The 21,580-nt window shown below is 52.5% G+C and carries 20 protein-coding genes and 1 other annotated feature; of the genes, 6 read left to right on the top strand and 14 right to left on the bottom strand.

Annotated features, from left to right (window positions below):
• Position 1: 1 nt before the first annotated feature.
• From thrB to DMB82_RS17470, 5 genes are all read right to left on the bottom strand, one after another.
• Complete coding sequence (thrB, locus tag DMB82_RS17455; RefSeq protein WP_010681781.1) at positions 2-931, bottom strand: homoserine kinase; 930 nt, start codon at positions 929-931, stop codon at positions 2-4.
• A gap of 2 nt (positions 932-933) precedes the next feature.
• Positions 934-3,393 carry a bifunctional aspartate kinase/homoserine dehydrogenase I gene (gene thrA, locus DMB82_RS17460; RefSeq protein ID WP_103971102.1) on the bottom strand — a complete coding sequence of 820 codons (2,460 nt, stop codon included), beginning with the start codon at positions 3,391-3,393 and terminating at the stop codon, positions 934-936.
• A gap of 91 nt (positions 3,394-3,484) precedes the next feature.
• Positions 3,485-3,600, bottom strand: a sequence feature (Thr leader region).
• A complete protein-coding gene (gene thrL / locus DMB82_RS20830) occupies positions 3,539-3,625 on the bottom strand; it encodes a thr operon leader peptide (protein ID WP_071531141.1) in 87 nt (28 codons plus the stop codon). (Overlaps the previous feature by 62 nt.)
• Before the next feature lie 193 nt (positions 3,626-3,818).
• Positions 3,819-4,505: a tRNA/rRNA methyltransferase gene (locus tag DMB82_RS17465; RefSeq protein ID WP_116163768.1), complete on the bottom strand. Its 687-nt coding sequence runs from the start codon at positions 4,503-4,505 to the stop codon at positions 3,819-3,821.
• Positions 4,506-4,587: 82 nt separating this feature from the next.
• Positions 4,588-4,764, bottom strand: coding sequence for a hypothetical protein (locus DMB82_RS17470; protein WP_167469164.1), 177 nt, complete (start codon positions 4,762-4,764; stop codon positions 4,588-4,590).
• A gap of 509 nt (positions 4,765-5,273) precedes the next feature.
• On the opposite strand from DMB82_RS17470, the gene arcA reads away from it, so the two are divergent.
• Complete coding sequence (gene arcA / locus DMB82_RS17475) at positions 5,274-5,990, top strand: two-component system response regulator ArcA (RefSeq protein ID WP_010300511.1); 717 nt, start codon at positions 5,274-5,276, stop codon at positions 5,988-5,990.
• A gap of 54 nt (positions 5,991-6,044) precedes the next feature.
• Here arcA and creA read toward each other — a convergent pair whose 3' ends face one another.
• Positions 6,045-6,509 (bottom strand): protein CreA, encoded by a 465-nt coding sequence (gene creA / locus DMB82_RS17480; protein WP_420892632.1) that lies wholly within the window; start codon positions 6,507-6,509, stop codon positions 6,045-6,047.
• A 223-nt stretch (positions 6,510-6,732) separates the two neighbouring features.
• Between creA and robA the strand changes: the two genes are divergently transcribed.
• Positions 6,733-7,620: an MDR efflux pump AcrAB transcriptional activator RobA gene (robA, locus tag DMB82_RS17485; RefSeq protein ID WP_102118493.1), complete on the top strand. Its 888-nt coding sequence runs from the start codon at positions 6,733-6,735 to the stop codon at positions 7,618-7,620.
• Here the strand turns inward: robA and gpmB are convergent.
• A complete protein-coding gene (gene gpmB / locus DMB82_RS17490) occupies positions 7,609-8,259 on the bottom strand; it encodes a 2,3-diphosphoglycerate-dependent phosphoglycerate mutase GpmB (protein ID WP_102118494.1) in 651 nt (216 codons plus the stop codon). The genes robA and gpmB overlap by 12 nt on opposite strands.
• A 50-nt stretch (positions 8,260-8,309) precedes the next feature.
• On the opposite strand from gpmB, the gene yjjX reads away from it, so the two are divergent.
• Complete coding sequence (gene yjjX / locus DMB82_RS17495; RefSeq protein WP_005973177.1) at positions 8,310-8,849, top strand: inosine/xanthosine triphosphatase; 540 nt, start codon at positions 8,310-8,312, stop codon at positions 8,847-8,849.
• A 3-nt stretch (positions 8,850-8,852) separates the two neighbouring features.
• Here yjjX and trpR read toward each other — a convergent pair whose 3' ends face one another.
• A complete protein-coding gene (trpR, locus tag DMB82_RS17500; protein ID WP_102118495.1) occupies positions 8,853-9,200 on the bottom strand; it encodes a trp operon repressor in 348 nt (115 codons plus the stop codon).
• A gap of 72 nt (positions 9,201-9,272) precedes the next feature.
• Complete coding sequence (sltY, locus tag DMB82_RS17505) at positions 9,273-11,207, bottom strand: murein transglycosylase (RefSeq protein WP_102118496.1); 1,935 nt, start codon at positions 11,205-11,207, stop codon at positions 9,273-9,275.
• Between the two features lie 358 nt (positions 11,208-11,565).
• Here sltY and ettA point away from each other — a divergent pair, with 358 nt between their 5' ends.
• The gene (ettA, locus tag DMB82_RS17510; RefSeq protein ID WP_102118497.1) at positions 11,566-13,233 is read left to right on the top strand and encodes an energy-dependent translational throttle protein EttA; all 1,668 of its coding nucleotides are present in this window, start codon (positions 11,566-11,568) and stop codon (positions 13,231-13,233) included.
• 76 nt (positions 13,234-13,309) lie between these two features.
• Here the strand turns inward: ettA and DMB82_RS17515 are convergent, their stop codons facing one another.
• Entirely contained in the window at positions 13,310-15,013 is a 1,704-nt protein-coding gene (locus tag DMB82_RS17515) for a methyl-accepting chemotaxis protein (RefSeq protein WP_102118498.1), read from the bottom strand.
• Positions 15,014-15,426: 413 nt separating this feature from the next.
• On the opposite strand from DMB82_RS17515, the gene DMB82_RS17520 reads away from it, so the two are divergent.
• Positions 15,427-16,428, top strand: coding sequence for a zinc-binding alcohol dehydrogenase family protein (locus DMB82_RS17520; protein ID WP_116163771.1), 1,002 nt, complete (start codon positions 15,427-15,429; stop codon positions 16,426-16,428).
• Positions 16,429-16,481: 53 nt separating this feature from the next.
• Here DMB82_RS17520 and serA read toward each other — a convergent pair whose 3' ends face one another.
• Positions 16,482-17,714 carry a phosphoglycerate dehydrogenase gene (serA, locus tag DMB82_RS17525; RefSeq protein WP_116163773.1) on the bottom strand — a complete coding sequence of 411 codons (1,233 nt, stop codon included), beginning with the start codon at positions 17,712-17,714 and terminating at the stop codon, positions 16,482-16,484.
• A gap of 294 nt (positions 17,715-18,008) precedes the next feature.
• Positions 18,009-18,668, bottom strand: a complete 660-nt coding sequence (gene rpiA, locus DMB82_RS17530; RefSeq protein ID WP_103861988.1) for a ribose-5-phosphate isomerase RpiA — start codon at positions 18,666-18,668, stop codon at positions 18,009-18,011.
• 240 nt (positions 18,669-18,908) lie between these two features.
• Between rpiA and DMB82_RS17535 the strand changes: the two genes are divergently transcribed.
• Positions 18,909-19,802 (top strand): LysR family transcriptional regulator ArgP, encoded by an 894-nt coding sequence (locus tag DMB82_RS17535; protein WP_116155383.1) that lies wholly within the window; start codon positions 18,909-18,911, stop codon positions 19,800-19,802.
• A 106-nt stretch (positions 19,803-19,908) separates the two neighbouring features.
• Here DMB82_RS17535 and DMB82_RS17540 read toward each other — a convergent pair whose 3' ends face one another.
• Entirely contained in the window at positions 19,909-20,634 is a 726-nt protein-coding gene (locus DMB82_RS17540) for an oxidative stress defense protein (RefSeq protein ID WP_102118544.1), read from the bottom strand.
• A 252-nt stretch (positions 20,635-20,886) separates the two neighbouring features.
• Positions 20,887-21,501, bottom strand: coding sequence for an arginine exporter ArgO (gene argO, locus DMB82_RS17545; protein ID WP_102118501.1), 615 nt, complete (start codon positions 21,499-21,501; stop codon positions 20,887-20,889).
• Positions 21,502-21,580 lie beyond the last annotated feature (79 nt).

Below are 21,580 nucleotides of genomic sequence, written 5' to 3' on the forward strand. Positions count from 1 at the left end.
GTTATCCCAGTTGTCGTGCGCCAGTCGTATCAAGACGGCAAATATGAACAAAACCTTCATCGTTCTGCAAATAGTTATCCCGCAGCCAGTCGGCCAGACGCTGTGCGCTCGCCATGTCGTTGCAGACGGAGAATAACGTTGGGCCAGAGCCGGAAATACCGCAGGCCAGCGCCCCGATATCTTCAGCAGCCTGGCGAGCGGCAGCAAAGCCGGGCAGCAGTTTCGTCCGATAAGGTTCCGCGATGACATCCTTCATCAGTTTCGCCGCCAGCTCAGCCTGTCCGGTATGGCAAGCGTGGATAAAGCCGGCCAGATAACGGCCGTGGCTGATGCAATCCTGACGACGATATTGCGCAGGCAGAATCGCGCGCGCTTCAGCAGTGGAGACTTTAATCCCCGGATACGCCATGACCCACAGCCAGTCATCGAATGACGGCACAGGCTGGCTGATGATGCCGTTTTCTTCCAGCATCAGTTGGACACCGCCGAGAAAACACGGGGCAACGTTATCGTAGTGAACGCTGCCGGAAATGCGCCCTTCCAGCTCACCCATCAGCGTCAGCAGACGGGTATCATCCAGCGGCTTACCGCAAAATTCGTTCATCGCCATCAGCCCAGCGACGACAGAACAGGCGCTGGAACCGAGCCCTGAACCAATCGGCATATTCTTTTCGAGCGTCATCGCCACTGGCACGGTTTTGCCAATTTCCTGACAGAACAGTTCCCAACATTGATACACAATGTTTTCTTTCGGGTTGTCCGGCAGCTTGCTAACAAAACGCCCTTCATTACGCAGGCTGAACAGATCGGCGGCTTCAACAGAGACGCAATCCCCCAGCAGTGAACCGTCTACCGGCGAGACGGCCGCACCCAGTACATCAAACCCGACGCTGACGTTACCGATTGATGCAGGTGCATACACCTTAACCATAATTATGCTCCCAACTTCCATGACAAGGTGCGCAGCAGATCTGCGAACACACCAGCAGCGGTAACATCGTTACCCGCGCCATAACCGCGCAACACGAGCGGCAGTGGCTGATAATAACGGCTGTAGAATGCCAACGCATTCTCGCCATCTTTGACTTTAAACAGCGGATCGTTGCCGCCAACGGCACTGATCTTGACCTTACAGCGGCCTTCTTCAATCACGCCGACATAGCGCAACACTTTACCTTCATCGCGCGCTTGTGCAACACGGCTGGCAAACTCATCGTCTGCCGTCGGCAGGCGTTGCATAAAGCTGGCGACATCGCCGGATGCATCAAAGCTGGCAGGCAGAACGGATTCCACCTCAATATCGCCCAGCTCCAGTTGATAACCCGCTTCACGCGCTAGAATCAGCAGCTTACGCGCCACGTCCATACCGGACAGATCGTCACGCGGATCGGGTTCGGTATAGCCTTTTTCTTTCGCCTGTGTGGTCGCTTCCGACAGCGACATGCCTTCATCGAGTTTACCGAAAATAAAGGACAGCGAGCCAGAGAGAATTCCGGTAAAGCGAATCAGCTCATCACCCGCATTCAGCAGATTTTGCAGGTTCTCAATCACCGGCAGGCCTGCACCGACGTTGGTGTCATACAGGAAACGACGACGGGATTTCGCCGCGGCGCTACGCAGTTGGTGATAATAGTTCATCGACCCCGTGTTGGCTTTCTTGTTTGGCGTCACCACGTGGAAACCATCGGCCAGGAAATCCACGTACTGATCGGCCACGGCCTGATTCGAGGTACAGTCAACGATCACTGGGTTCAGCAGATGGTATTCTTTAACCAGACGGATCAGACGACCCAGATTAAACGGCTCGCGGGCTTTACCCAGCTCTTCATGCCAGTTGTCCATCGAGATGCCGTTAATATTGGTCAGCATCGCTTTGGAGTTGGCGATGCCACACACGCGCAGGTCGATATGCTTGTCTTTCAGCCACGGCTGTTGACGGTGGATCTGATCCAACAGTGCGCCACCCACACCGCCGACCCCGATAACAAACACGTCGATCACCTGATCGGTGTTAAACAGCATCTGGTGGGCAACACGTACGCCAGTGGTGGCGACATCGTTGTTCACCACGACGGAGATAGAGCGCTCAGACGAGCCCTGCGCGATAGCCACGATATTGATATTTGCTGTCGCCAATGCCGAGAACAGACGTGCAGACAGACCACGCAGCGTACGCATGCCATCGCCCACCACAGAGATGATCGCCAGACGCTCCATCACATCCAGCGGCTCTAACACGCCTTCTTTCAGTTCTAGATAGAATTCGTCTTCCAGCGTTTTTCTGGCGCGCGCCAGCTCGTTTTGCGATACGCAGAAGCTGATGCTGTATTCGGAAGATGACTGCGTAATCAGAACAACAGAGATGCCCGCGCGCGACATCGCAGCAAACACACGCGCTGCCATGCCGACCATGCCTTTCATGCCAGGGCCAGATACGTTAACCATCGCCATGTTGTTCAGGTTGGTGATGCCTTTCACTGGATACTGGGTATCCGTGCTATCCATGCCGATGAGCGTGCCGGGAGCCTGAGGATTTTCGGTGTTTTTGATGAGGCAGGGAATTTGGAACTGGGCGATAGGAGCAATGGTGCGAGGGTGGAGGACTTTGGCGCCGAAATAGGACAGCTCCATCGCCTCCTGATAGGACATCGATTTCAATAATCGAGCGTCCGGCACCTGACGCGGATCGCAGGTATAAACACCGTCCACATCAGTCCAAATCTCACAACAGTCGGCACGCAAACACGCAGCCAGCACCGCAGCGGAATAGTCAGAACCATTACGGCCCAGCACCACTAGTTCGCCTTTGTCGTTACCGGCAGTAAAGCCCGCCATCAGGATCACATGATCTTTCGGGATAGCGCTTTCAGCGATGCGACGAGTTGACTCAGTGATATCCACGGTGGATTCAAGATAGTGTCCCTGCGCCAGCAGTTTCTCGACCGGATTGATAACAGAGACCCCATAGCCGCGCGCCTGAAAGACCGCTTCCATGATGGCGATAGACAGTTTTTCTCCCCGGCAGATGATTGCAGCATTCACGCTGTCAGGGCATTGGCCCAGCAGCGCGATGCCGTGCAGAACGTGTTTCAGCTGTGCAAATTCCTGATCCACGAATGCCTTCAGGCGGGCATGGTCAAAGCCGGGTTGAGACGCGGCAAGGCCTTGCAGTAATGAAGAAAAGATCGTTTCGGCGTCGTTTAAATGAGGCAGGATATCTTGTCCGGCGACGGTTTTCTCAATCATGGCAACCAGATGGTTGGTAATTTTCGCCGGCGCGGACAATACGGTAGCCACCTGTCCCTGGCGCGCATTGTTTTCGATAATGTCGGCAACGCGAGCAAAACGCTCCGCATTCGCTACTGAAGTCCCGCCAAATTTCAACACTCGCATTTTTATCTGTTCTCCTGAATTTCTGCCAACCAAACGCCGGAAGCGTTTTTTGTATGCCGCTTACAGACGGCGTTGAGGGATAACCTGCCATAAAAAAAAAGCCCGCACTGTTCGGTGCGGGCTTTTTCTGGAATCTTTATATGCGTCAGCCCGCACCGTTACTGGTTGTATCGGTGATGGTAATAATCGTGGTGATTAGGCTGATAGTGCGCATGCTAAAATCGAATCTCATTAGAAGTAGAGTTATCTGCCCTATTAGTTAGGCCAATCGCCCTTTGAAGTCAACGGATTTCTTTTTTTTCTTCTCGTCGAACGAAAAATTCCTGCCGCGCAACCCACTGCCTAAACAGGAATAAGCCGGACAAACCGTTGTCAAAACACGCAGCCCAAGATGTTCGACTACCAAAAAAGCCATCTCTGCTATCTTATTTCGGCAACCTTTTTTCAATGTCGTGTAGCAACCGATGGAGCATCGCCGTATCACGTTGCTCTAAACGCCCTAGCCGCTGATGCAACCAGTCCCGCAGTTTTTCATCGTCTTCAACCGCCAGATTAACCAGTAGCCGCTCCATACGATCGCGCAGCGCCGACAGTTGCCCCACCACCGCTGGCTGTGTCGCTTCCGGTTTGACCTGCATGAGTTCAGCCAGTTGGTAACAGAACACCATCACCGCCTGACCAAGATTCAGCGAGGGATAATCCGCTTTCATCGGCACGCCAGTCAGCACATCCGCCAGTTCGAGTTCTTCATTCGTCAGGCCAACATCTTCACGACCAAACACCAGCGCCGCAGAGGCCATCCATTGAACCTTCTCCTGCAATACACCAGTCAGTTCCGCTGGCGTGCAGTAATAACGATACTTCGCCCGGCTGCGCGCGGTGGTCGCGACCGTAAAATCGATATCTGCCAGTGCTTCAGCCAGCGTGGAAAACACCTGTACGTTATCCAGAATATCTCCTGAACCGTGCGCCACCCAGCGGGCGGCGGGCTCTTGATGTGCCGTGCTACCGACAATACGCAAGCTGCTGAATCCCATCGTTTTCATCGCACGAGCAGCCGCCCCTACATTTTCAGCCCGAGCGGGCTCAACCAAAATAATATGAAACTGCATAGACTCCTCAGTATGGGTTACATGCGTTTTGGCAATAGTTCATCTGCTCGCCAAACAACGCAGCCCTGCAATCGATAACAATTTATTGATGACCACGATTTGTTGATAACGTTAATTTGTTGATAACGGCAATTTGTTGGGCATCACGGTAAAAAATTAACAATAAACCAACAACATTTCCGGCATCAATTCGGCCTTCGGTAGGAAACATCGGTGAGTTCAAAATATGGGCGGAAAGATAAAACCCTAATAAAAACAAGGTAAATTACCTTACTTCAATAAGTTATAAAACTACCAACGACGGTGTAGCGCCAATTATGATTATTGGCATTTGCTATGCCAAATCGTTCATAAAAAGTGCTAAATTGTGACGTAAACTGGCAATCCTATAAGTGTTTATCACAAAATAGTTAACGTGCTAAAATGAAATTTGATATATGTCAACAGAACCGTAGATTTATCAGCAGGCAAAATCTGTGCTTACTGTTATGTTGCTGTTAATAAGGTTAAACTGTGCGCCACTTTGAGCGCAGTTAAATTAGCGCCACGCTCACCCGCTAGCAGTACCTCTAAGCGGGTAGAGAATGAACACCAGTAACGCATTTACGTACTTGAGTCTGACGTTGAGCGAGAGCGTAGTTTACCTCGGTAAGCTCCAGGGAAATACCCGGAATAACTGGCGTTGTAGCCAGCGGGCCAGCAGGGTATGACAGCGACTTCTGTACTTCCGATTTCTATAATTTAAGTTGGCAATTTTAGGTAGCAAACATGCAGACGCCGCACATTCTTATTGTTGAAGACGAGCTAGTAACTCGTAATACCCTCAAAAGCATTTTTGAGGCGGAAGGATACGTTGTTCACGAAGCCACTGATGGCGCAGAAATGCACCACATTTTGTCCGAGAACGACATCAATCTGGTGATCATGGACATCAACCTGCCAGGAAAGAACGGCCTGTTGCTGGCACGTGAACTGCGCGAGCAAGCCACCGTTGCCTTGATGTTCCTCACCGGCCGCGACAATGAAGTCGATAAGATCCTCGGTCTGGAAATCGGTGCGGATGACTACATCACCAAACCGTTCAACCCACGTGAACTGACGATCCGCGCACGTAACCTGCTATCACGAACTATGAATCTGGGCAGTGGCACCGAAGAGCGTCGTCTGGTGGAAAGCTATCGTTTCAACGGCTGGGAACTGGACATCAATAGCCGTTCTCTGATTAGCCCGGCTGGTGAACAATACAAGCTGCCGCGCAGTGAATTCCGCGCCATGCTGCACTTCTGCGAAAATCCGGGCAAGATTCAGTCCCGTGCGGAATTGCTGAAGAAAATGACGGGTCGTGAGCTTAAGCCGCACGACCGTACCGTTGACGTCACCATCCGTCGTATCCGCAAGCACTTTGAATCCACGGCTGATACGCCAGAAATCATCGCGACAATCCACGGCGAAGGCTACCGCTTCTGCGGCGATCTGGAAAATTAATTCCCTCAGCCGGAACAGGCTTCTGTTCCGGCTGTTTTCCCTTCTTACCGCACGTTAATCACTCTTTCCCCACGGCATAACTGGCACCGCACTTAACGCATTCTTCGGCGAACCATCGACTAAGCGATCAGAGTAAGCGAGATAGATCAACGAGCTACGCTTTTGATCGTAAAACCGAACGACCTGCAATTTCTTGAAAACCAGCGATGTTCTTTTCTGGAACACCACAGATCCGCGATCGCCGCCGTTTTTGATCTTATCGGACAGCGTAATCGGCCCAACCTGCTGACAGGAAATGGCAGCGTCCGACGTGTCTTCCGCCAACCCTAACCCGCCTTTGATTCCGCCTGTTTTGGCTCGGCTAATGTAGCAGGTCACATTGGATACTTCCGGATCGTCAAACGCTTCCACGACGATCTTATGATCCGGACCCAGCAGTTTAAAGGCTGTATCGACAGACCCAACTTCTTCCGCACTGACAACACCAGCGGTAGATAGCAATAGCAGACCCGCTCCCATGATGCGCTTTATGTTCATATTTCAGGTCCTGTGATAATTCATAACAAACGATTAATAACCACAATTAAAAAGGGGATGAGCAAAATAAACCGCTATAATCTCCCTCCTTATCCAAATTACCTGCGGAACATTTTCAAAAATCTTCGGCAGTACCAAAGTGAAAATATTGCTATGATGCGGGATCTCAATACGCTCGCGCTCAATGTGTTTGATGAGGAAGATTATGGATCAAGCCGGTATCATACGTGACTTGCTTAACTGGCTGGAAAGCCATCTCGACCAGCCGCTATCACTGGATAATGTGGCGGCGAAAGCGGGTTATTCCAAGTGGCATCTGCAAAGAATGTTCAAAGATGTGACGGGCCATGCCATTGGTTCATATATCCGAGCGCGGAGATTGACCAAAGCGGCGGTTGCACTCTGTCTGACCAGTCGCCCTATCCTTGATATTGCCCTGCAATACCGTTTTGATTCACAACAGACATTTACCCGCGCGTTCAAAAAGCAGTTTGCCCAAACGCCCGCGTCTTATCGTCGTTCCGATAACTGGAACACGTTCGGCATTCGTCCGCCGATCCGGCTCGGTGAGTTTACCCTGCCGCAGCCACAGTTTGTCGTCCTTCCAGAAACACAGCTTCTTGGTCTAACGCAGACCTATAACTGCAGTCTGGAGCAGATTTGTAATTTCCGTACGGAAATTCGCGCCCACTACTGGCGCCAGTTTTTAGGAGAGACCTGCTCTGTTCCTCCTGTACTTTACGGGCTGCATCATTCACAGCCGAGTAAAGAGAAAGACGACGAGCACGAAGTGCTCTACACCACCGCGCTGGAGCCACAGTATCTGCCTGACGATGTTCACACAGGTGAACCCATTACGCTACCGGGCGGAGACTACGCGATGTTTGTATTCGAAGGGCCGAAAGACGAGCTACAGGACTTCATTATTACACTGTATGACACCTGTCTGCCGACCTTCCAACTCACACGTCGCAAAGGGTTCGACGCCGAGCGTTTTCACCCTGATCGCGATTCAGATAGGGAAATACCCGCGATTATTCGCTGCGAGTATTTTATCCCCATCCAGCACACAGAGCCGCTCTCAGCGCTGTAATTCATCCAGTGCCGGAATATCCAAATGCGAAATATCTCCGGCCGTTTCCACTACCCAGCCAGATGCCAGCCACGGGCTTTGCTGATAATCAATGCGCGACAGGGAGCAGTTGCGCAGACGCAGACGCCGCTCAGCCGATGCGGGTAACCCCAGAACCGTACTCAGCAAGCACCCCAGCGCCATACCGTGGCTAACCAGCAAAGGACGACTTCCCGCAGGCAACGCCAGACAACGTTCCAGAACGCCGTGCATGCGCAATGCCACATCAACCATCGATTCGCCTTCTGGGATGCGGCCATCGGGCGTGCCATCCACCAGCCCTTTACGCCACTTTTCTTCCTCAGCGGTCAGCGAATCCAAATCGCGAGCTTCTAAGACACCCATGTTCAACTCACGTAACCCAGGCTCCAGGATTATCTGGCAATCACCACAAGATTTAGCGATGATTTCTGTCGTTTGGCACGTTCTCCCGAGATCGCTGGTAAAAATATGCGTAATCCCTAACGTCCCGATTCGTTCAGCAACCTGTTGTGCCTGTTGCTCACCTCTTGGCGTCAGCGCACTGTCAGATTGACCTTGAATACGTCGAGCCACATTCCATTCCGTTTCGCCGTGGCGAACAAGATATACCTGTAACATGGTTATTTTCCGTTATACTGCGTCAAATTAACTAAAGGTACGAAACTGTTATGTATCACGTTGTTGCTGCAACTACCAACCCGGCAAAGATTAAGGCTATTACTCTGGCATTCACCGATGTCTTTGGTGCAGAAAACTGTCGCATCGAAGGCGTTGACGTCGACAGTGGTGTCCCGCGCCAGCCTCTCGGCTCTCTCGAAACCCGTACAGGCGCAAGAAACCGCGTCATGATGGCGCGCCAAGTGCGGCCAGAAGCCGATTTTTGGGTCGGTGTCGAAGCCGGCATTGAAGAAAGCATGACGTTCGCCTGGATGGTGATCGAAAACGCCCACCTGCGTGGCGAATCACGTTCTGCAAGCCTGGTTCTTCCAGAAAGTATATTACATGGCATTCGTGAAGGACGGGAATTAGGTGATGAAATGGAGCGTTTGACGGGCGTTCAGAATATTAAGCATAAAGGTGGTGCCATCGGCGTCTTCACCGACGGCAAATTATCACGCACTAGCGTGTATCATCAGGCATTGCTGCTGGCACTGGTGCCATTTCATAACCCGATCTATCAAATTCCCGTTCAGACAGCGAAACAGTAATCGTTACGCGTCGCCACTCAACGGCTTATCTGCCGACAGCAACTGCGCTTCCAGCCAGCTTTTTAACGCGGGGGGCGCGGCTTTCAGACTGTTTGAACCGCGCGTAATCGTCGCAATGCCCGCACCTAACTCGCTTTTCAGCTCACGCTGGCTCATTTCACCCCGCATTAGCTCCTGGATAATTCGCACCCGCGTTCCCAACGCTGTACGCTCATCCGGCGTTAGCAGGAGTTGGAGCAGCGGCAATTGAAGATCCTCCGCAATAGACTGCTGCAATAGCGCGACAAAGCGTAACCAGTGCTCATTGTCTTGTTCAGAAAGTGCTGGGTCGATCAGCGATAACGGAGTCATAACAGGCTGCCATACTATTTAACTAGTACGGCAGCATAACACAATTTCAGGTAACGAGCGCAACGCCACCTATCAATAACGCCGCTGCCATTCCGCATCCGTCAGCACACTGGCTGGCTGATTCAGGAAATAGCGATAGAAGACGTCATACGCCAGCACATTTTTCACGTAACCCCGTGTTTCCGAAAACGGAATACTTTCGATAAACGCAACGGGATCGATGCGCCCGGCGCTGTTTCTCAGCCAGGTATTCACACGCGATGGCCCGGCATTATAAGCCGCGGAAGACAGAATGCGGTTACGGCCAAATGTCTGGTACACGTACTCCAGATAGTTCGTCCCTAACAGGATATTGGTTTCGGGATCGAACAACTGGCTGCTGTTCGTATAGAACGTGATATTGCTCATTTTGGCCGTATGCTGCGCCGTCGCGGGCATCAACTGCATCAGACCCGATGCACCAACTGGGGAACGTGCTTTCGGGTTCCACGCGCTCTCTTGACGAGCAATCGCCATCGCATAGCTCTGGCTAATACCTTTCCCCTGCGTTTCACGGCGGAATTCATCGTTCCAGGCCAGCGGGAAACGCTCTTCCAGATGATCCCACAGCTTCGCGACAATCGTCGCCTGTACGCTCAAATCCGCCCAGCGCTGTTCAAACGCATAGCGAGCCAGTGCTTCCTGCTGCGGTTTGCTGCGATTCGCCACCAGCCCGCCCCATTCGTTGCGTGCCAGATTATCCATCTGCCAGAACATCAACTCGCGCACGCGGGTGATTTCCGGTAGCTGAGACAGAGAAAGATCCGGCTTCACCGCCGCCATGATAGTAATGGGGTAGCGCTCATTCAATTTCTGGGCCGCCGCCATCGGGTAGAACCCGCGTTCCTGCATCAGGCTGCGTAATAACGTCTCGCCTTCCTGCCGTTTGCCCTGATCCAACAGCACCATCGCGCGCCAGTAGCGCCATTCGTCTTTCTGCAACGCCTCCGCCGGCAAACGTGCCATCCAGCTTGTTAACCCCTGACGATCGCCTTCCCCCAGCGCCATACGCACGCGGCGTTCCAGCAAGGTGGTCGACGTGCTCTGCCGCACCACGCCATCCCGCCACTGCGCCTGCTCTGGCGTGGCATCGTTGCCCATCAAACGCCAAGCAATCGCTTCTTCCATCTCCTGACGTTCTGCCGCACTCATTTTCTGCAAACGGGCAATGACTGGTAGCATCGAACGGGCATTATCGGCATCCTGACGCGCCGTGCGCGTAAAGGCTGACAGCGTGACTTTACGCGTAAAATCCGTTGGCCCAACGGTACGAGCAAAGCTCTCCAGCGAATTCGGATCGTTCTGGAGTTTTAGCAGCGCATCGCCCATCGTTTTATAATCGTCAGGCAGTTGCTTAATGAGGTAACTCACCAGACTGCCACTGCCTTCATCCATCGCCAAACGCGCACGTTCCAGCGTCGTCAACGGCGTCTGCCCGCCGGCCTGCTGCCAGACGGAGAAAAGTTTATCGCACACGGTCGGGAGCGAGCGCCCTGTCAGCCAGATATCACGCGTGGCTTCCCACACGCCCTGACGCTGACCGGTTGCCCACTGGGCGTAATAAAAGTTACAGCGTGCGCTGACGGGCTTCGGTGGCTGGGGGCTAAATGCCAGCAGTCCGCTCCAATCCTGACGACGCGCCAGTTCATTCACAAAGCTGGTAGTCAAGTTACGGGCGGGCGGCAGCGTCGGGTGCGTTGCAATAAACTGTTTTACCTGCGTCGCGCTGACCTGGTTCAGATCCTGCGTGAGCGAGCGGTATTCAAGATAAGGATAAAGTGGGTAACTGCGCAGCGTCGGCATCAGTTGCGCGACCGTGTCCATCTGGTTGCTGTCCCATGCTTGCTTAACCTGCTGATAGCGCTGACGCTGTTCGTCCAGAGAATCCGCCAGCGCATGGCCGGAAATCCCAGCCAGACATATCGCCGAAACGGCGTACCACCAATGACCCACTTTTATCACCTGCATTAACCTCATCCGTTATCGAACTTGCTATCGGCATCCTTCATCGTATCGATACCCCTATCCTATCGGGCAGATCCAGTGTGGCACATCATGCCAGACAACGATATGCCGATCCGCAAACCGATTCTGAAATTCATCACGCAGGCATACGTCTCAGATCGGCCATGGCAAATCGCCGGATAGCTGGGATCGCAGGCTGAAAACCGCTACACTTCATACTTAGAGTAATGCGCTTAGAATAATTGATCCGCTGCCAGGGTATTTCCTTAGCAGCGATTTAGTATTAGGTAACACAGTGCTACATATGGTCACCCGCTTATGGTGACAAATCATAGAGATAAGAGAGAGGCGAAGTCGCAACGTGGCTCAATATGTTTATACCATGCATCGCGTCGGTAAGGTCGTACCGCCGAAGCGTCACATTCTGAAAAACATCTCCCTCAGTTTTTTCCCCGGTGCCAAGATCGGCGTGCTGGGTCTGAACGGAGCCGGTAAATCAACGCTGTTGCGTATTATGGCTGGCATTGATACGGACATCGAGGGCGAAGCTCGCCCACAACCTGGAATCAAAATCGGCTATTTGCCGCAGGAACCGCAGTTAAACACGGAGCACACCGTCCGTGAATCCGTGGAAGAAGCGGTGTCTGAAGTCGTGACCGCGCTGAAGCGTCTTGATGAAGTCTATGCGCTCTATGCTGAGCCGGATGCAGATTTCGATAAATTGGCCGCCGAACAAGGCCGACTGGAAGAAGTCATTCAGGCGCACGACGGTCATAATCTGGACAACCAGCTAGAGCGTGCCGCCGATGCGCTGCGCTTGCCGGAGTGGGATGCAAAAATCGCCACCCTGTCCGGGGGGGAACGTCGCCGCGTGGCGCTGTGCCGTCTGCTGCTGGAAAAGCCGGACATGCTGCTGCTCGACGAACCAACCAACCACCTGGATGCCGAATCTGTCGCCTGGCTGGAACGCTTCCTGCACGATTTCGAGGGCACCGTGGTGGCGATTACCCACGACCGTTACTTCCTCGATAACGTCGCAGGCTGGATTCTGGAGCTGGACCGTGGCGAAGGTATTCCGTGGGAAGGCAACTACTCTTCCTGGCTGGAGCAGAAAGATCAGCGTCTGGCACAGGAAGCTTCTCAGGAAGCAGCGCGCCGTAAATCCATTGAGAAAGAGCTGGAGTGGGTGCGCCAAGGCGCGAAAGGCCGTCAGTCCAAAGGTAAGGCACGTCTGGCGCGCTTTGAAGAGCTGAACAACACCGAATACCAGAAACGTAACGAAACCAACGAACTGTTTATTCCACCAGGTGCTCGCCTCGGCGATAAAGTGGTGGAAGTCTCCAACCTCAGCAAGTCTTACGGCGAACGTCAGCTCATCGACGGGCTGTCTTTCTCTGTACCGAAAGGCGCGATTGTCGGCATTATCGGCCCGAACGGTGCCGGTAAATCGACCCTGTTCCGCATGATGTCCGGTCAGGAACAGCCGGATGGCGGTTCGATTGAGCTGGGTGAAACGGTGAAACTGGCGTCAGTCGACCAGTTCCGTGATTCGATGGACAATAGCAAAACCGTCTGGGAAGAAGTGTCTGGCGGGCAGGACATCATGCGTATCGGCAACACCGAGATGCCAAGCCGCGCTTACGTTGGCCGTTTCAACTTCAAAGGGGTTGATCAAGGCAAACGCGTTGGCGAGCTGTCCGGTGGTGAACGCGGCCGTCTGCATCTGGCGAAGCTGTTGCAGGTAGGCGGTAACGTGTTGCTGCTCGATGAACCGACCAACGACCTAGATATCGAAACCCTGCGCGCGCTGGAAAACGCCCTGCTGGAATTCCCTGGCTGTGCTATGGTGATCTCGCATGACCGTTGGTTCCTCGACCGTATCGCAACGCACATTCTGGATTATCAGGATGAAGGTAAAGTGGAATTCTTCGAAGGTAACTTTACCGAGTACGAAGAGTACAAAAAACGTACGCTAGGTGCCGATGCGTTGGAACCACACCGCATCAAATACAAGAAGATCGCTAAATAAGCCGTCATCGAACGTGATAAACAAATGGCCCGCATTGCGGGCCATTTTTCTTTCCAGTACAGTTTCACTTATCCGATCAGAACGTTTCCCAGTTTTGACTATCGCGGCCTTTGCTACTGGCTCCGGCGAGGGCCATCGCTGGCGCTAAGCGCGGTTGCGGTGCAGCCTGCGGCAAGGACGATTTCAATCTCTGAGCTACACCAGCCAGCTTGAATACCGCGACAGCCTGCGTCAGACGTGCAGCCTGTTCTTCGAGTGAAACAGCTGCCGCCGAGGCTTCCTGCACCAACGCCGCATTCTGCTGCGTCGCACTATCCATTTCAGACACGGCTTGGCTGACTTGCCCGATACCTCGGCTCTGTTCGTCAGAAGCGGACGCAATTTCCCCCATAATGTCAGTCACGCTGACGACCGCACGAACAATCTCGCCCATAGTTGTGCCCGCCTGAGACACAAGCTCAGACCCTGTATCCACCAGCCGGCTCGATTCGCCAATCAGCCCTTCAATCTCTTTCGCTGCCTGTGCGCTGCGCTGGGCCAGACTACGGACTTCACCCGCCACCACGGCAAAACCACGCCCTTGTTCACCCGCCCGCGCGGCTTCTACTGCCGCGTTCAGCGCCAGAATGTTGGTCTGGAAAGCGATGCTATTAATGACAGACGTGATTTCGGAAATACGGCGTGAACTGGTAGAAATATCCTGCATGGTGTCCACCACCCCTTGCACAATTTGTCCGCCCTTCTCGGCTTTTTCAGAAGCATTTTTCGCCAATTGGCTGGCGTGGTGAGCATTGTCAGAGTTCTGTTTCACCGTTGCGGTCAACTGTTCCATGCTCGCAGCGGTTTCTTCCAGCGCGGCCGCCTGCTGCTCGGTGCGCGAAGAGAGATCGACATTACCTGCCGTAATTTCTGACGATCCTTGATAGATCGAATCTGCGCCTTCGCGCACGATCGTCACCGTATCCGTCAGTTCCGCCTGCATAGTCTGGATATTCGTCCCCAGAATGCCGATTTCATTACGCCCCATCGCCATCGGCGGCTGAGTCAAATCACCCGCTGCAATTTTCTGGATACGATCAACCAGTCTGTTGATGGGCGCGAGGATCACGTTGCGTACCATGATGTAGGCCATGATCGCCATAATGATAGCTAAGGCAAATGAGCCAGCCATCATCCAGTAACCCAGTTTGGCATTATCTGCCGCACGATGGTTGATATCCTGCGCAGCCTTTGTCAGCTCACCCACTTTTTTACGCACTGGGATACTAAACGCTTCATCTAACGTGCGAGTGAGTGACCCTTCCAGCGAAATAAGGTCTTCAAATTCACCATCCTTTGTCGCTTTCTGCATAGCCAGAATCGCATTATCACGGTAGTTGGCGTATGCCTTAAGGATGTCCTCATCCAGCGCCTTTTCGCTCTCTAGCTTATCTGGCCGCGCGATATATTCATCTAGACGCTTCTGTGAGGCTCTGACTCGACCAGCCGCCTCTTCGGAGGCCGCTTTGAACACCGTGTGATCGCTAATACGGTTTGCTGCACCTGCCTGAATGAATAGTAATCTGGCAACGCGCAACTGATCGAGGCTGCTGCCAATACCAGCTCGGATATCAGACAACTCATTAGCCTTATCCAGGGAATCATTACTCTGCTTTAAGAAATAGCTCGCTGTGCCAATAGAAAGCGCAAATAAAATCAGGATAATTGAAAAAAGAGTAATAAATAACGAAACGAGACGTATATTGTTGATATAACTCAACTTCTCTTTTTGAACAGACATCGGTTGCATTCTCATTTTCACCATCACTGGTCTACATTATCTCTGCCATTATTGGTACGGCAGAGCCAAGATATCACTGTGGCAATAACGCCACGCAGGACAAACCTTTCATAAAAAGGTCAAAAGGAACCACAGTTGTTATCGGCATTTTCAGTCTAAAACGTACCTAAAATAAGTTGATGGAAATCACGTTTCAATAAAAATTGAAAAATACTTATAAAAATGAAACAAAAATATTATAGGTACGACAATCTCTACTGCTTTTTCAAAAACGTTGAGTAACCATCCAATGCACGATACGGCATTATTTATTGTCCATCTTATCAGCCCTATCTCTTTGCTCTACAATGGGTTTTATTCAAAAACATGTCTTATTCACAAGACCATATTCTGAAAATAATGAGGAGCAGACCATGACCGCTCATGCGATAGCCGTTGATCCACAACAGCCAGAAAATTTCATTGCCATCACGCAGGATATCCCCGAGCCCGGTGAATACGATCTCTTGGTCGGTGTAAAAGCCATTTCCGTCAATCCGGTGGATACCAAGGTTCATGCTGGATTGCGTCAGAATGGATTACAGCAGCCCCGAATTCTCGGCTGGGATGCCAGCGGTGTCGTGCTGAAAACTGGCAGCGCGGTGAGTGACCTTCAGGTAGGCGATGAAGTTTGGTACGCCGGCGACATCACCCGTTCCGGTAGCAACACCACCCATCAGTTGATTGATTCACGTATCGTGGCACGCAAGCCCGTGTCGCTGGACTGGGCAGCGGCGGCCGCACTGCCGCTCACGGCGCTGACCGCCTGGGAAGGCTTGTTCGAGCATCTGAAAATACAGCAGGCCGACAGCGACAAAACGCTGTTGATTATCGGCGGCGCAGGCGGCGTAGGGTCTCTCGCGATTTCTCTGGCGGCATTGCGCAGTTCGGTGAACATCATCGCCACCGCGTCACAGCCGGACTCAGCAGAGTGGTGCCGCCAACGTGGTGCCCATAAGGTCGTGGATTACCGTAATCTGGTAGAGTCTCTGGAAAAAGAAGGGATCAAACAGGTCGATTACATTTTCTGTCTGAACGACACGGACGGCCACTGGGATGCCATCAGTAAACTGATCGCACCGATGGGGCACATTTGCACCATCGTGGAAAACAAAAACCCGCTCGACCAGACGGCGCTGAAACTCAAAAGCGCGGCACTGCATTGGGAACTCATGTTTACCCGCAGCATGTTCACCACGCGGGATATCGCAGAACAGGGGAATATTTTGCACGAAGTCGCACAACTGGTTGATGCAGGAAAACTTCAGGGAACCGCCAGCGAAACACTGCAAGGGTTAACGGTAGACACGCTGAAGCAGGCTCACGGTAAAGTGCTGGAAGGGCATATGCGCGGCAAGATCGTTATCGCGCTTTAAAAACACAGCCAGCCCCAAAAAGGGCTGGCTGTTTATTCACTGATTAAAACGAATCAGAACAGCAGACGGGCACGAATGGTGCCAGGAATGGCCTTCATCAGTTGCAGTGCCGTTTGCGCACCGTCAGTTTCGACGTCAATGACCACATAACCAATTTCAGGTGTCGTTTGCAGATACTGCGCGGCGATGTTAATGCCCTGCTCAGCAAAGATCTGGTTAATTTTGGTAATCATGCCAGGACGGTTTTCATGGATGTGCAGCAGGCGGCTGGCACGTGCGCCATGCACAGGCAGCGACACTTCCGGGAAATTCACCGCAGACAGCGTAGAGCCGTTGTCTGAATATTTCGCCAGTTTTCCAGCGACTTCATCACCGATATTTTCCTGCGCTTCCTGCGTGGAACCACCGATATGTGGCGTCAGCAGCACGTTGTCAAACTCGCACAGCGGCGACAGAAACGGATCGCTGTTGGTTGCCGGTTCCTGTGGGAATACGTCAATCGCCGCACCAGACAGATGTTTGCTTCTCAACGCGTCGCACAGTGCAGGAATATCAACCACCGTACCGCGAGCGGCGTTAATCAGGATTGAACCCGGCTTCATCAGCGCCAGCTCTTCCGCCCCCATCATATCCTGTGTGCTGTCATTTTCCGGCACGTGCAGGCTCACCACATCGCTCATATTCAGCAGGTCGGACAGGTGGCGCACCTGCTGAGCATTACCCAGCGGTAATTTACTTTCGATATCATAGAAGTAAACGTGCATACCCAGGCTTTCAGCCAGAATACCTAACTGGGTGCCGATATGGCCGTAGCCGATGATCCCCAGCTTTTTACCGCGCGCTTCAAACGATCCCACTGCCAGTTTGTGCCAGATACCACGATGCGCTTTCGCGTTCGCCGCTGGGATACCGCGCAGCATCAGCAGCATTTCGCCGATCACCATTTCTGCCACGGATCGGGTATTGGAAAAAGGTGCGTTAAATACCGGAATACCGCGTTTGGTCGCGGCCGACAGCTCAACCTGATTAGTCCCGATACAGAAACACCCTACCGCGATCAGTTTTTCCGCAGCAGCAAAAATCTCTTCTGTCAGATGGGTACGCGAGCGGATACCCACAAAATGCGCATCGCGGATGGAGGCTTTCAGCGCCTCAGGCTCCAGCGCGCCTTTATGGAACTCGATGTTGGTGTAACCCGCTGCACGCAGGTTATCCAGCGCGCTCTGGTGCACGCCTTCCACTAACAGAAACTTAATCTTGTCTTTTTCCAATGATACCTTTGCCATTTCCCGACCTTATTTTCAGACTTCAAATGTGACAGAGTGCTCAATAGCTTCTGCCAACATAACAAAAATTACGCAGTCAGCAATACAAACGATTGCTTCGCCCAAATCGCGCCATAGAGGAGCGCGCCTGATTTATGGCAAAAAATATTGCCAAAGATGTGCATCGCCATATCGGCGATAAACAAAATAAGAAAATGTGATATTAAGTACCAAAAATGAGCTATTAACTAAATAGATTTTTTTAGCTAAAAAATTTCTGACGTGGGCATTCGCCACGTCAGAACGATCATGAACTCATCTAACGACGGTTTTTACACCCTCAGCCGTGCCGACTAACGCGACATCTGCACCGCGGTTGGCGAACAGCCCAACGGTCACAACGCCAGGGATGCCATTAATGTGGTTTTCTACCGCGACCGCATCCATGATATTCAGATTGTGCACATCCAGAATGACATTGCCGTTATCCGTCAGTACGCCCTGACGATAGACCGGCTGCCCGCCCAACTTCGCCAATTCACGCGCCACGTAAGACCGCGCCATGGGGATGACTTCGACCGGCAGCGGGAATTTGCCCAGCACATCAACCTGTTTAGATGCATCAACAATGCAGATGAACTGGCGCGACAGTGCTGAAATGATTTTCTCGCGGGTCAACGCTGCACCACCGCCTTTGATCATCTGCATGTGCCCGTTGATCTCATCCGCGCCATCCACGTAGACATCCAGCGAATCCACATCATTCGCGTCAAAAACGGGGATGCCCAGACTTTTCAACTTTTCCGTCGAGGCATCCGAGCTGGAAACTGCGCCTTTGATTTGATGTTTTATCGAACCCAGCGCATCAATAAAGTGTGCGGCCGTCGATCCGGTTCCTACTCCCACAATGGTGTCTGGGCGGACGTAGTCGAGCGCTGCCCATCCCACTGCTTTTTTCAGTTCATCTTGCGTCATAATCTGCTTCTGGCCTGTAGAATCGATATACGAAAACGTGTGCGTATTATAGAACATGCACGTTGGGGAAAGCGTGCAAATTCACTTCACCGCCGATGCATTATTTCATGCGCACCCTTTCACACCTACCGTGCTGAATCGTGATTGCGCACAATAGCCAAAATAAGATTTCTGCATGGCAAATCTGCAAAATGTGGCATAGTGAAAAAAAACAGACTCATTCAGAGGATTTTGACTTTCATGAAACGCCCGGACTATCGAACGCTTCAGGCTCTGGATGCCGTCATCCGCGAGCGTGGTTTTGAACGCGCTGCCCAAAAACTGTGTATTACCCAATCTGCCGTTTCACAGCGTATTAAACAATTAGAAAACCTGTTCGGCCAGCCTCTATTAGTCAGAACCATCCCGCCACGCCCAACGGAACAAGGGCAGAAACTGCTGGCTCTGCTGCATCAGGTCGAGTTGCTGGAAGAAGAGTGGCTGGGCAATGAAACTAACAGCGATATCCCACTGCTGCTGTCGCTGGCGGTGAACGCCGACAGCCTCGCAACTTGGCTGCTGCCTGCGTTACAGCCGGTGCTGGTTGATTCACCGATTCGTCTTAATTTGCAGGTAGAAGATGAAACGCGCACGCAGGAAAGGCTGCGCCGGGGTGAAGTGGTCGGTGCGGTGAGTATTCAGTCTCAGCCACTGCCAAGCTGTCTGGTGGATAAACTGGGTGCACTAGACTATCTGTTTGTCGCATCGCCAAGGTTTGCCGCCCGCTATTTCCCGAATGGCGTAACGCGTTCGGCGCTGCTACGTGCCCCTGCGGTCGCCTTCGACCATCTGGATGACATGCATCAGGCTTTCTTACAACAGAACTTTGATTTGTCGCCCGGCAGCGTTCCTTGCCATATCGTGAATTCGTCGGAAGCCTTTGTACAACTGGCGCGCCAAGGCACAACCTGCTGCATGATCCCACACCTGCAAATCGAAAGAGAGCTTGCCAATAACGAATTAATCGACCTGACGCCAGGGCTGTTTCAGCGCCGGATGCTCTACTGGCACCGCTTCGCGCCAGAAAGCCGGATGATGAGGAAAGTGACGGACGCTCTGCTCTCGCACGGTCATCAGGTACTACGGCAGTCATAACGTGCTGAGATAGTAAAAAAATAGAGAGTGCAAAAAATAACAGGCCTGTCTGAGCAGGCCTGTTAGTATCATCAATGGTTTACGCAACCCTTTTTTAGCGCGAGCATTACTGCGTACGCAGTAGCTCAAACACGACATCCACCTGATCGTCAAAGTGAATGGTTTGCTGTTCATAGGTTTGTGCCGCTTCGCTTTGCACTGCTGCGTCTGCCGTTTTAAACATCCGTGCCATTGGTATCGGCTGATAGTTGGCAACGTGATAGCGAACGCTGTAGATCGGCCCCAGCTTGGCGCTGAAGCCCTGCGCCAGCGCTTCCGCCTGGCTCGTCGCCTGCTCGATGGCTTTCTTACGCGCTTCATCACGATAGGTTTCTGGGTTAGCAACGCCTAATTCTACCGTGCGAATCTCATTCAGCCCCGATTTCAGCGCCCCATCCAGCAGTTCGTTCAGTTTATCTAGCTGGCGCAGCGTGACTTCAACCTGACGCACCGCACGATAGCCTTTCAGCACCGAGCCACCTGTTTTCAGATAGTCATATTCTGGCTGCGTACGTAAATTGGCGGCATTAATATCTTTTTTCTCAATACCATTTTTACCGAGAAAATCAAAATATTGTGCAACGCGGGCATCGACCTGCTTTTTCGCTTCCGCCGCATCCTTCGATGACACGCTCACTTCAATCGCCAAACGCGCGATATCCGGTGTCGCGTCTACGCTAGATGTCCCTGACGTCACGATATGTGGGCCATCCGGCAATTCCGCAGCCTGCGCGGCTATCGACACACCACCAAGTCCTATCGCAGCGGCCAACGCCAGTGCATTGAGCTTCATCATACCTCGCTTCACACTCTCTCCTTACTTATGTTTCGTCACGCATGCCGCTCGTAGATTATCTGTATCAATAGATTGTCCGTATCAATAGATTGTCCGTATCAATAGACTATCTGTGCCAACACGGACTCTTCCAGAATGAAAGAGACAAGACGGATTGCTTTACCGACCAACATAACGCATTACCAACTCCACACAATATAGGTGAATTTCTGAAACACAGCCTGAGGTGGGGTTATTTATTTGCCCCCATTATTGCCAACCGTGACGCGCCAGCTGCAAGGCAATGCCCCACATCACTAGGCCGACAAAAAAGTTGATGACCCGCTGTACCCGCGGCGTATTCAGCCACGGCGCCAGCCAGGAGGCCAATAGCGCCAGCGCAAAGAACCAAGTGAAGGAAGCCGTCATCGTCCCTAGCGCAAACCAGCTTCGGGCATCGTCCGCAAGCTGGCTTCCTAGGCTCCCTAGCACCACAAAGGTATCCAGATAGACATGCGGATTAAGCCAGGTCACCGCCAGCATGGTAGCAATAATACGCCAGCGGCTTTGTTTCATCACTTCGGCGCTGGCGAGCGCAATATTGTTGCTGAAGGCCGTTTTCATCGCTCCCCAGCCAAACCAGAGCAGAAACGCAACGCCGCCCCAGGTCACCGCTCCCAACAACAGTGAAGATTGACTCAGCAACGCGCTACCGCCAAAAATACCAGCAGCAATCAGCACCATATCGCTCAAGGCACATAACAGCGCCACCATCAGGTGATACTGCCGGCGAATGCCCTGATTCATCACAAACGCATTCTGTGGCCCCAGAGGCAGAATCATCGCCGCCCCTAACAAAACGCCCTGTACATACACCGCCCACATACTTCTCTCCTACGCCGTTTGTTGTTATCGCGGGGAGTGTATGGAAGCCAATCAGATAAGTGAAATTGAATATTCTAAC

Origin of the sequence: Pectobacterium aquaticum, from assembly GCF_003382565.3 — a bacterium.
GTDB classification, from domain to species: Bacteria; Pseudomonadota; Gammaproteobacteria; order Enterobacterales; family Enterobacteriaceae; genus Pectobacterium; species Pectobacterium aquaticum.

What these genes read in the sequence shown, in the direction of transcription:
- argO (WP_102118501.1), bottom strand. Translation starts at nt 21,501, where the DNA reads ATGTGGGCGGTGTATGTACAGGGCGTTTTGTTAGGGGCGGCGATGATT.
- serA (WP_116163773.1), bottom strand. Translation starts at nt 17,714, where the DNA reads ATGGCAAAGGTATCATTGGAAAAAGACAAGATTAAGTTTCTGTTAGTG.
- DMB82_RS17520 (WP_116163771.1), top strand. Translation starts at nt 15,427, where the DNA reads ATGACCGCTCATGCGATAGCCGTTGATCCACAACAGCCAGAAAATTTC.
- gpmB (WP_102118494.1), bottom strand. Translation starts at nt 8,259, where the DNA reads ATGTTACAGGTATATCTTGTTCGCCACGGCGAAACGGAATGGAATGTG.
- DMB82_RS17535 (WP_116155383.1), top strand. Translation starts at nt 18,909, where the DNA reads ATGAAACGCCCGGACTATCGAACGCTTCAGGCTCTGGATGCCGTCATC.
- DMB82_RS17540 (WP_102118544.1), bottom strand. Translation starts at nt 20,634, where the DNA reads ATGAAGCTCAATGCACTGGCGTTGGCCGCTGCGATAGGACTTGGTGGT.
- thrA (WP_103971102.1), bottom strand. Translation starts at nt 3,393, where the DNA reads ATGCGAGTGTTGAAATTTGGCGGGACTTCAGTAGCGAATGCGGAGCGT.
- robA (WP_102118493.1), top strand. Translation starts at nt 6,733, where the DNA reads ATGGATCAAGCCGGTATCATACGTGACTTGCTTAACTGGCTGGAAAGC.
- DMB82_RS17465 (WP_116163768.1), bottom strand. Translation starts at nt 4,505, where the DNA reads ATGCAGTTTCATATTATTTTGGTTGAGCCCGCTCGGGCTGAAAATGTA.
- DMB82_RS17515 (WP_102118498.1), bottom strand. Translation starts at nt 15,013, where the DNA reads ATGTCTGTTCAAAAAGAGAAGTTGAGTTATATCAACAATATACGTCTC.
- creA (WP_420892632.1), bottom strand. Translation starts at nt 6,509, where the DNA reads ATGGGAGCGGGTCTGCTATTGCTATCTACCGCTGGTGTTGTCAGTGCG.
- trpR (WP_102118495.1), bottom strand. Translation starts at nt 9,200, where the DNA reads ATGACTCCGTTATCGCTGATCGACCCAGCACTTTCTGAACAAGACAAT.
- thrB (WP_010681781.1), bottom strand. Translation starts at nt 931, where the DNA reads ATGGTTAAGGTGTATGCACCTGCATCAATCGGTAACGTCAGCGTCGGG.
- rpiA (WP_103861988.1), bottom strand. Translation starts at nt 18,668, where the DNA reads ATGACGCAAGATGAACTGAAAAAAGCAGTGGGATGGGCAGCGCTCGAC.
- sltY (WP_102118496.1), bottom strand. Translation starts at nt 11,207, where the DNA reads ATGCAGGTGATAAAAGTGGGTCATTGGTGGTACGCCGTTTCGGCGATA.
- thrL (WP_071531141.1), bottom strand. Translation starts at nt 3,625, where the DNA reads ATGAGATTCGATTTTAGCATGCGCACTATCAGCCTAATCACCACGATT.
- yjjX (WP_005973177.1), top strand. Translation starts at nt 8,310, where the DNA reads ATGTATCACGTTGTTGCTGCAACTACCAACCCGGCAAAGATTAAGGCT.
- arcA (WP_010300511.1), top strand. Translation starts at nt 5,274, where the DNA reads ATGCAGACGCCGCACATTCTTATTGTTGAAGACGAGCTAGTAACTCGT.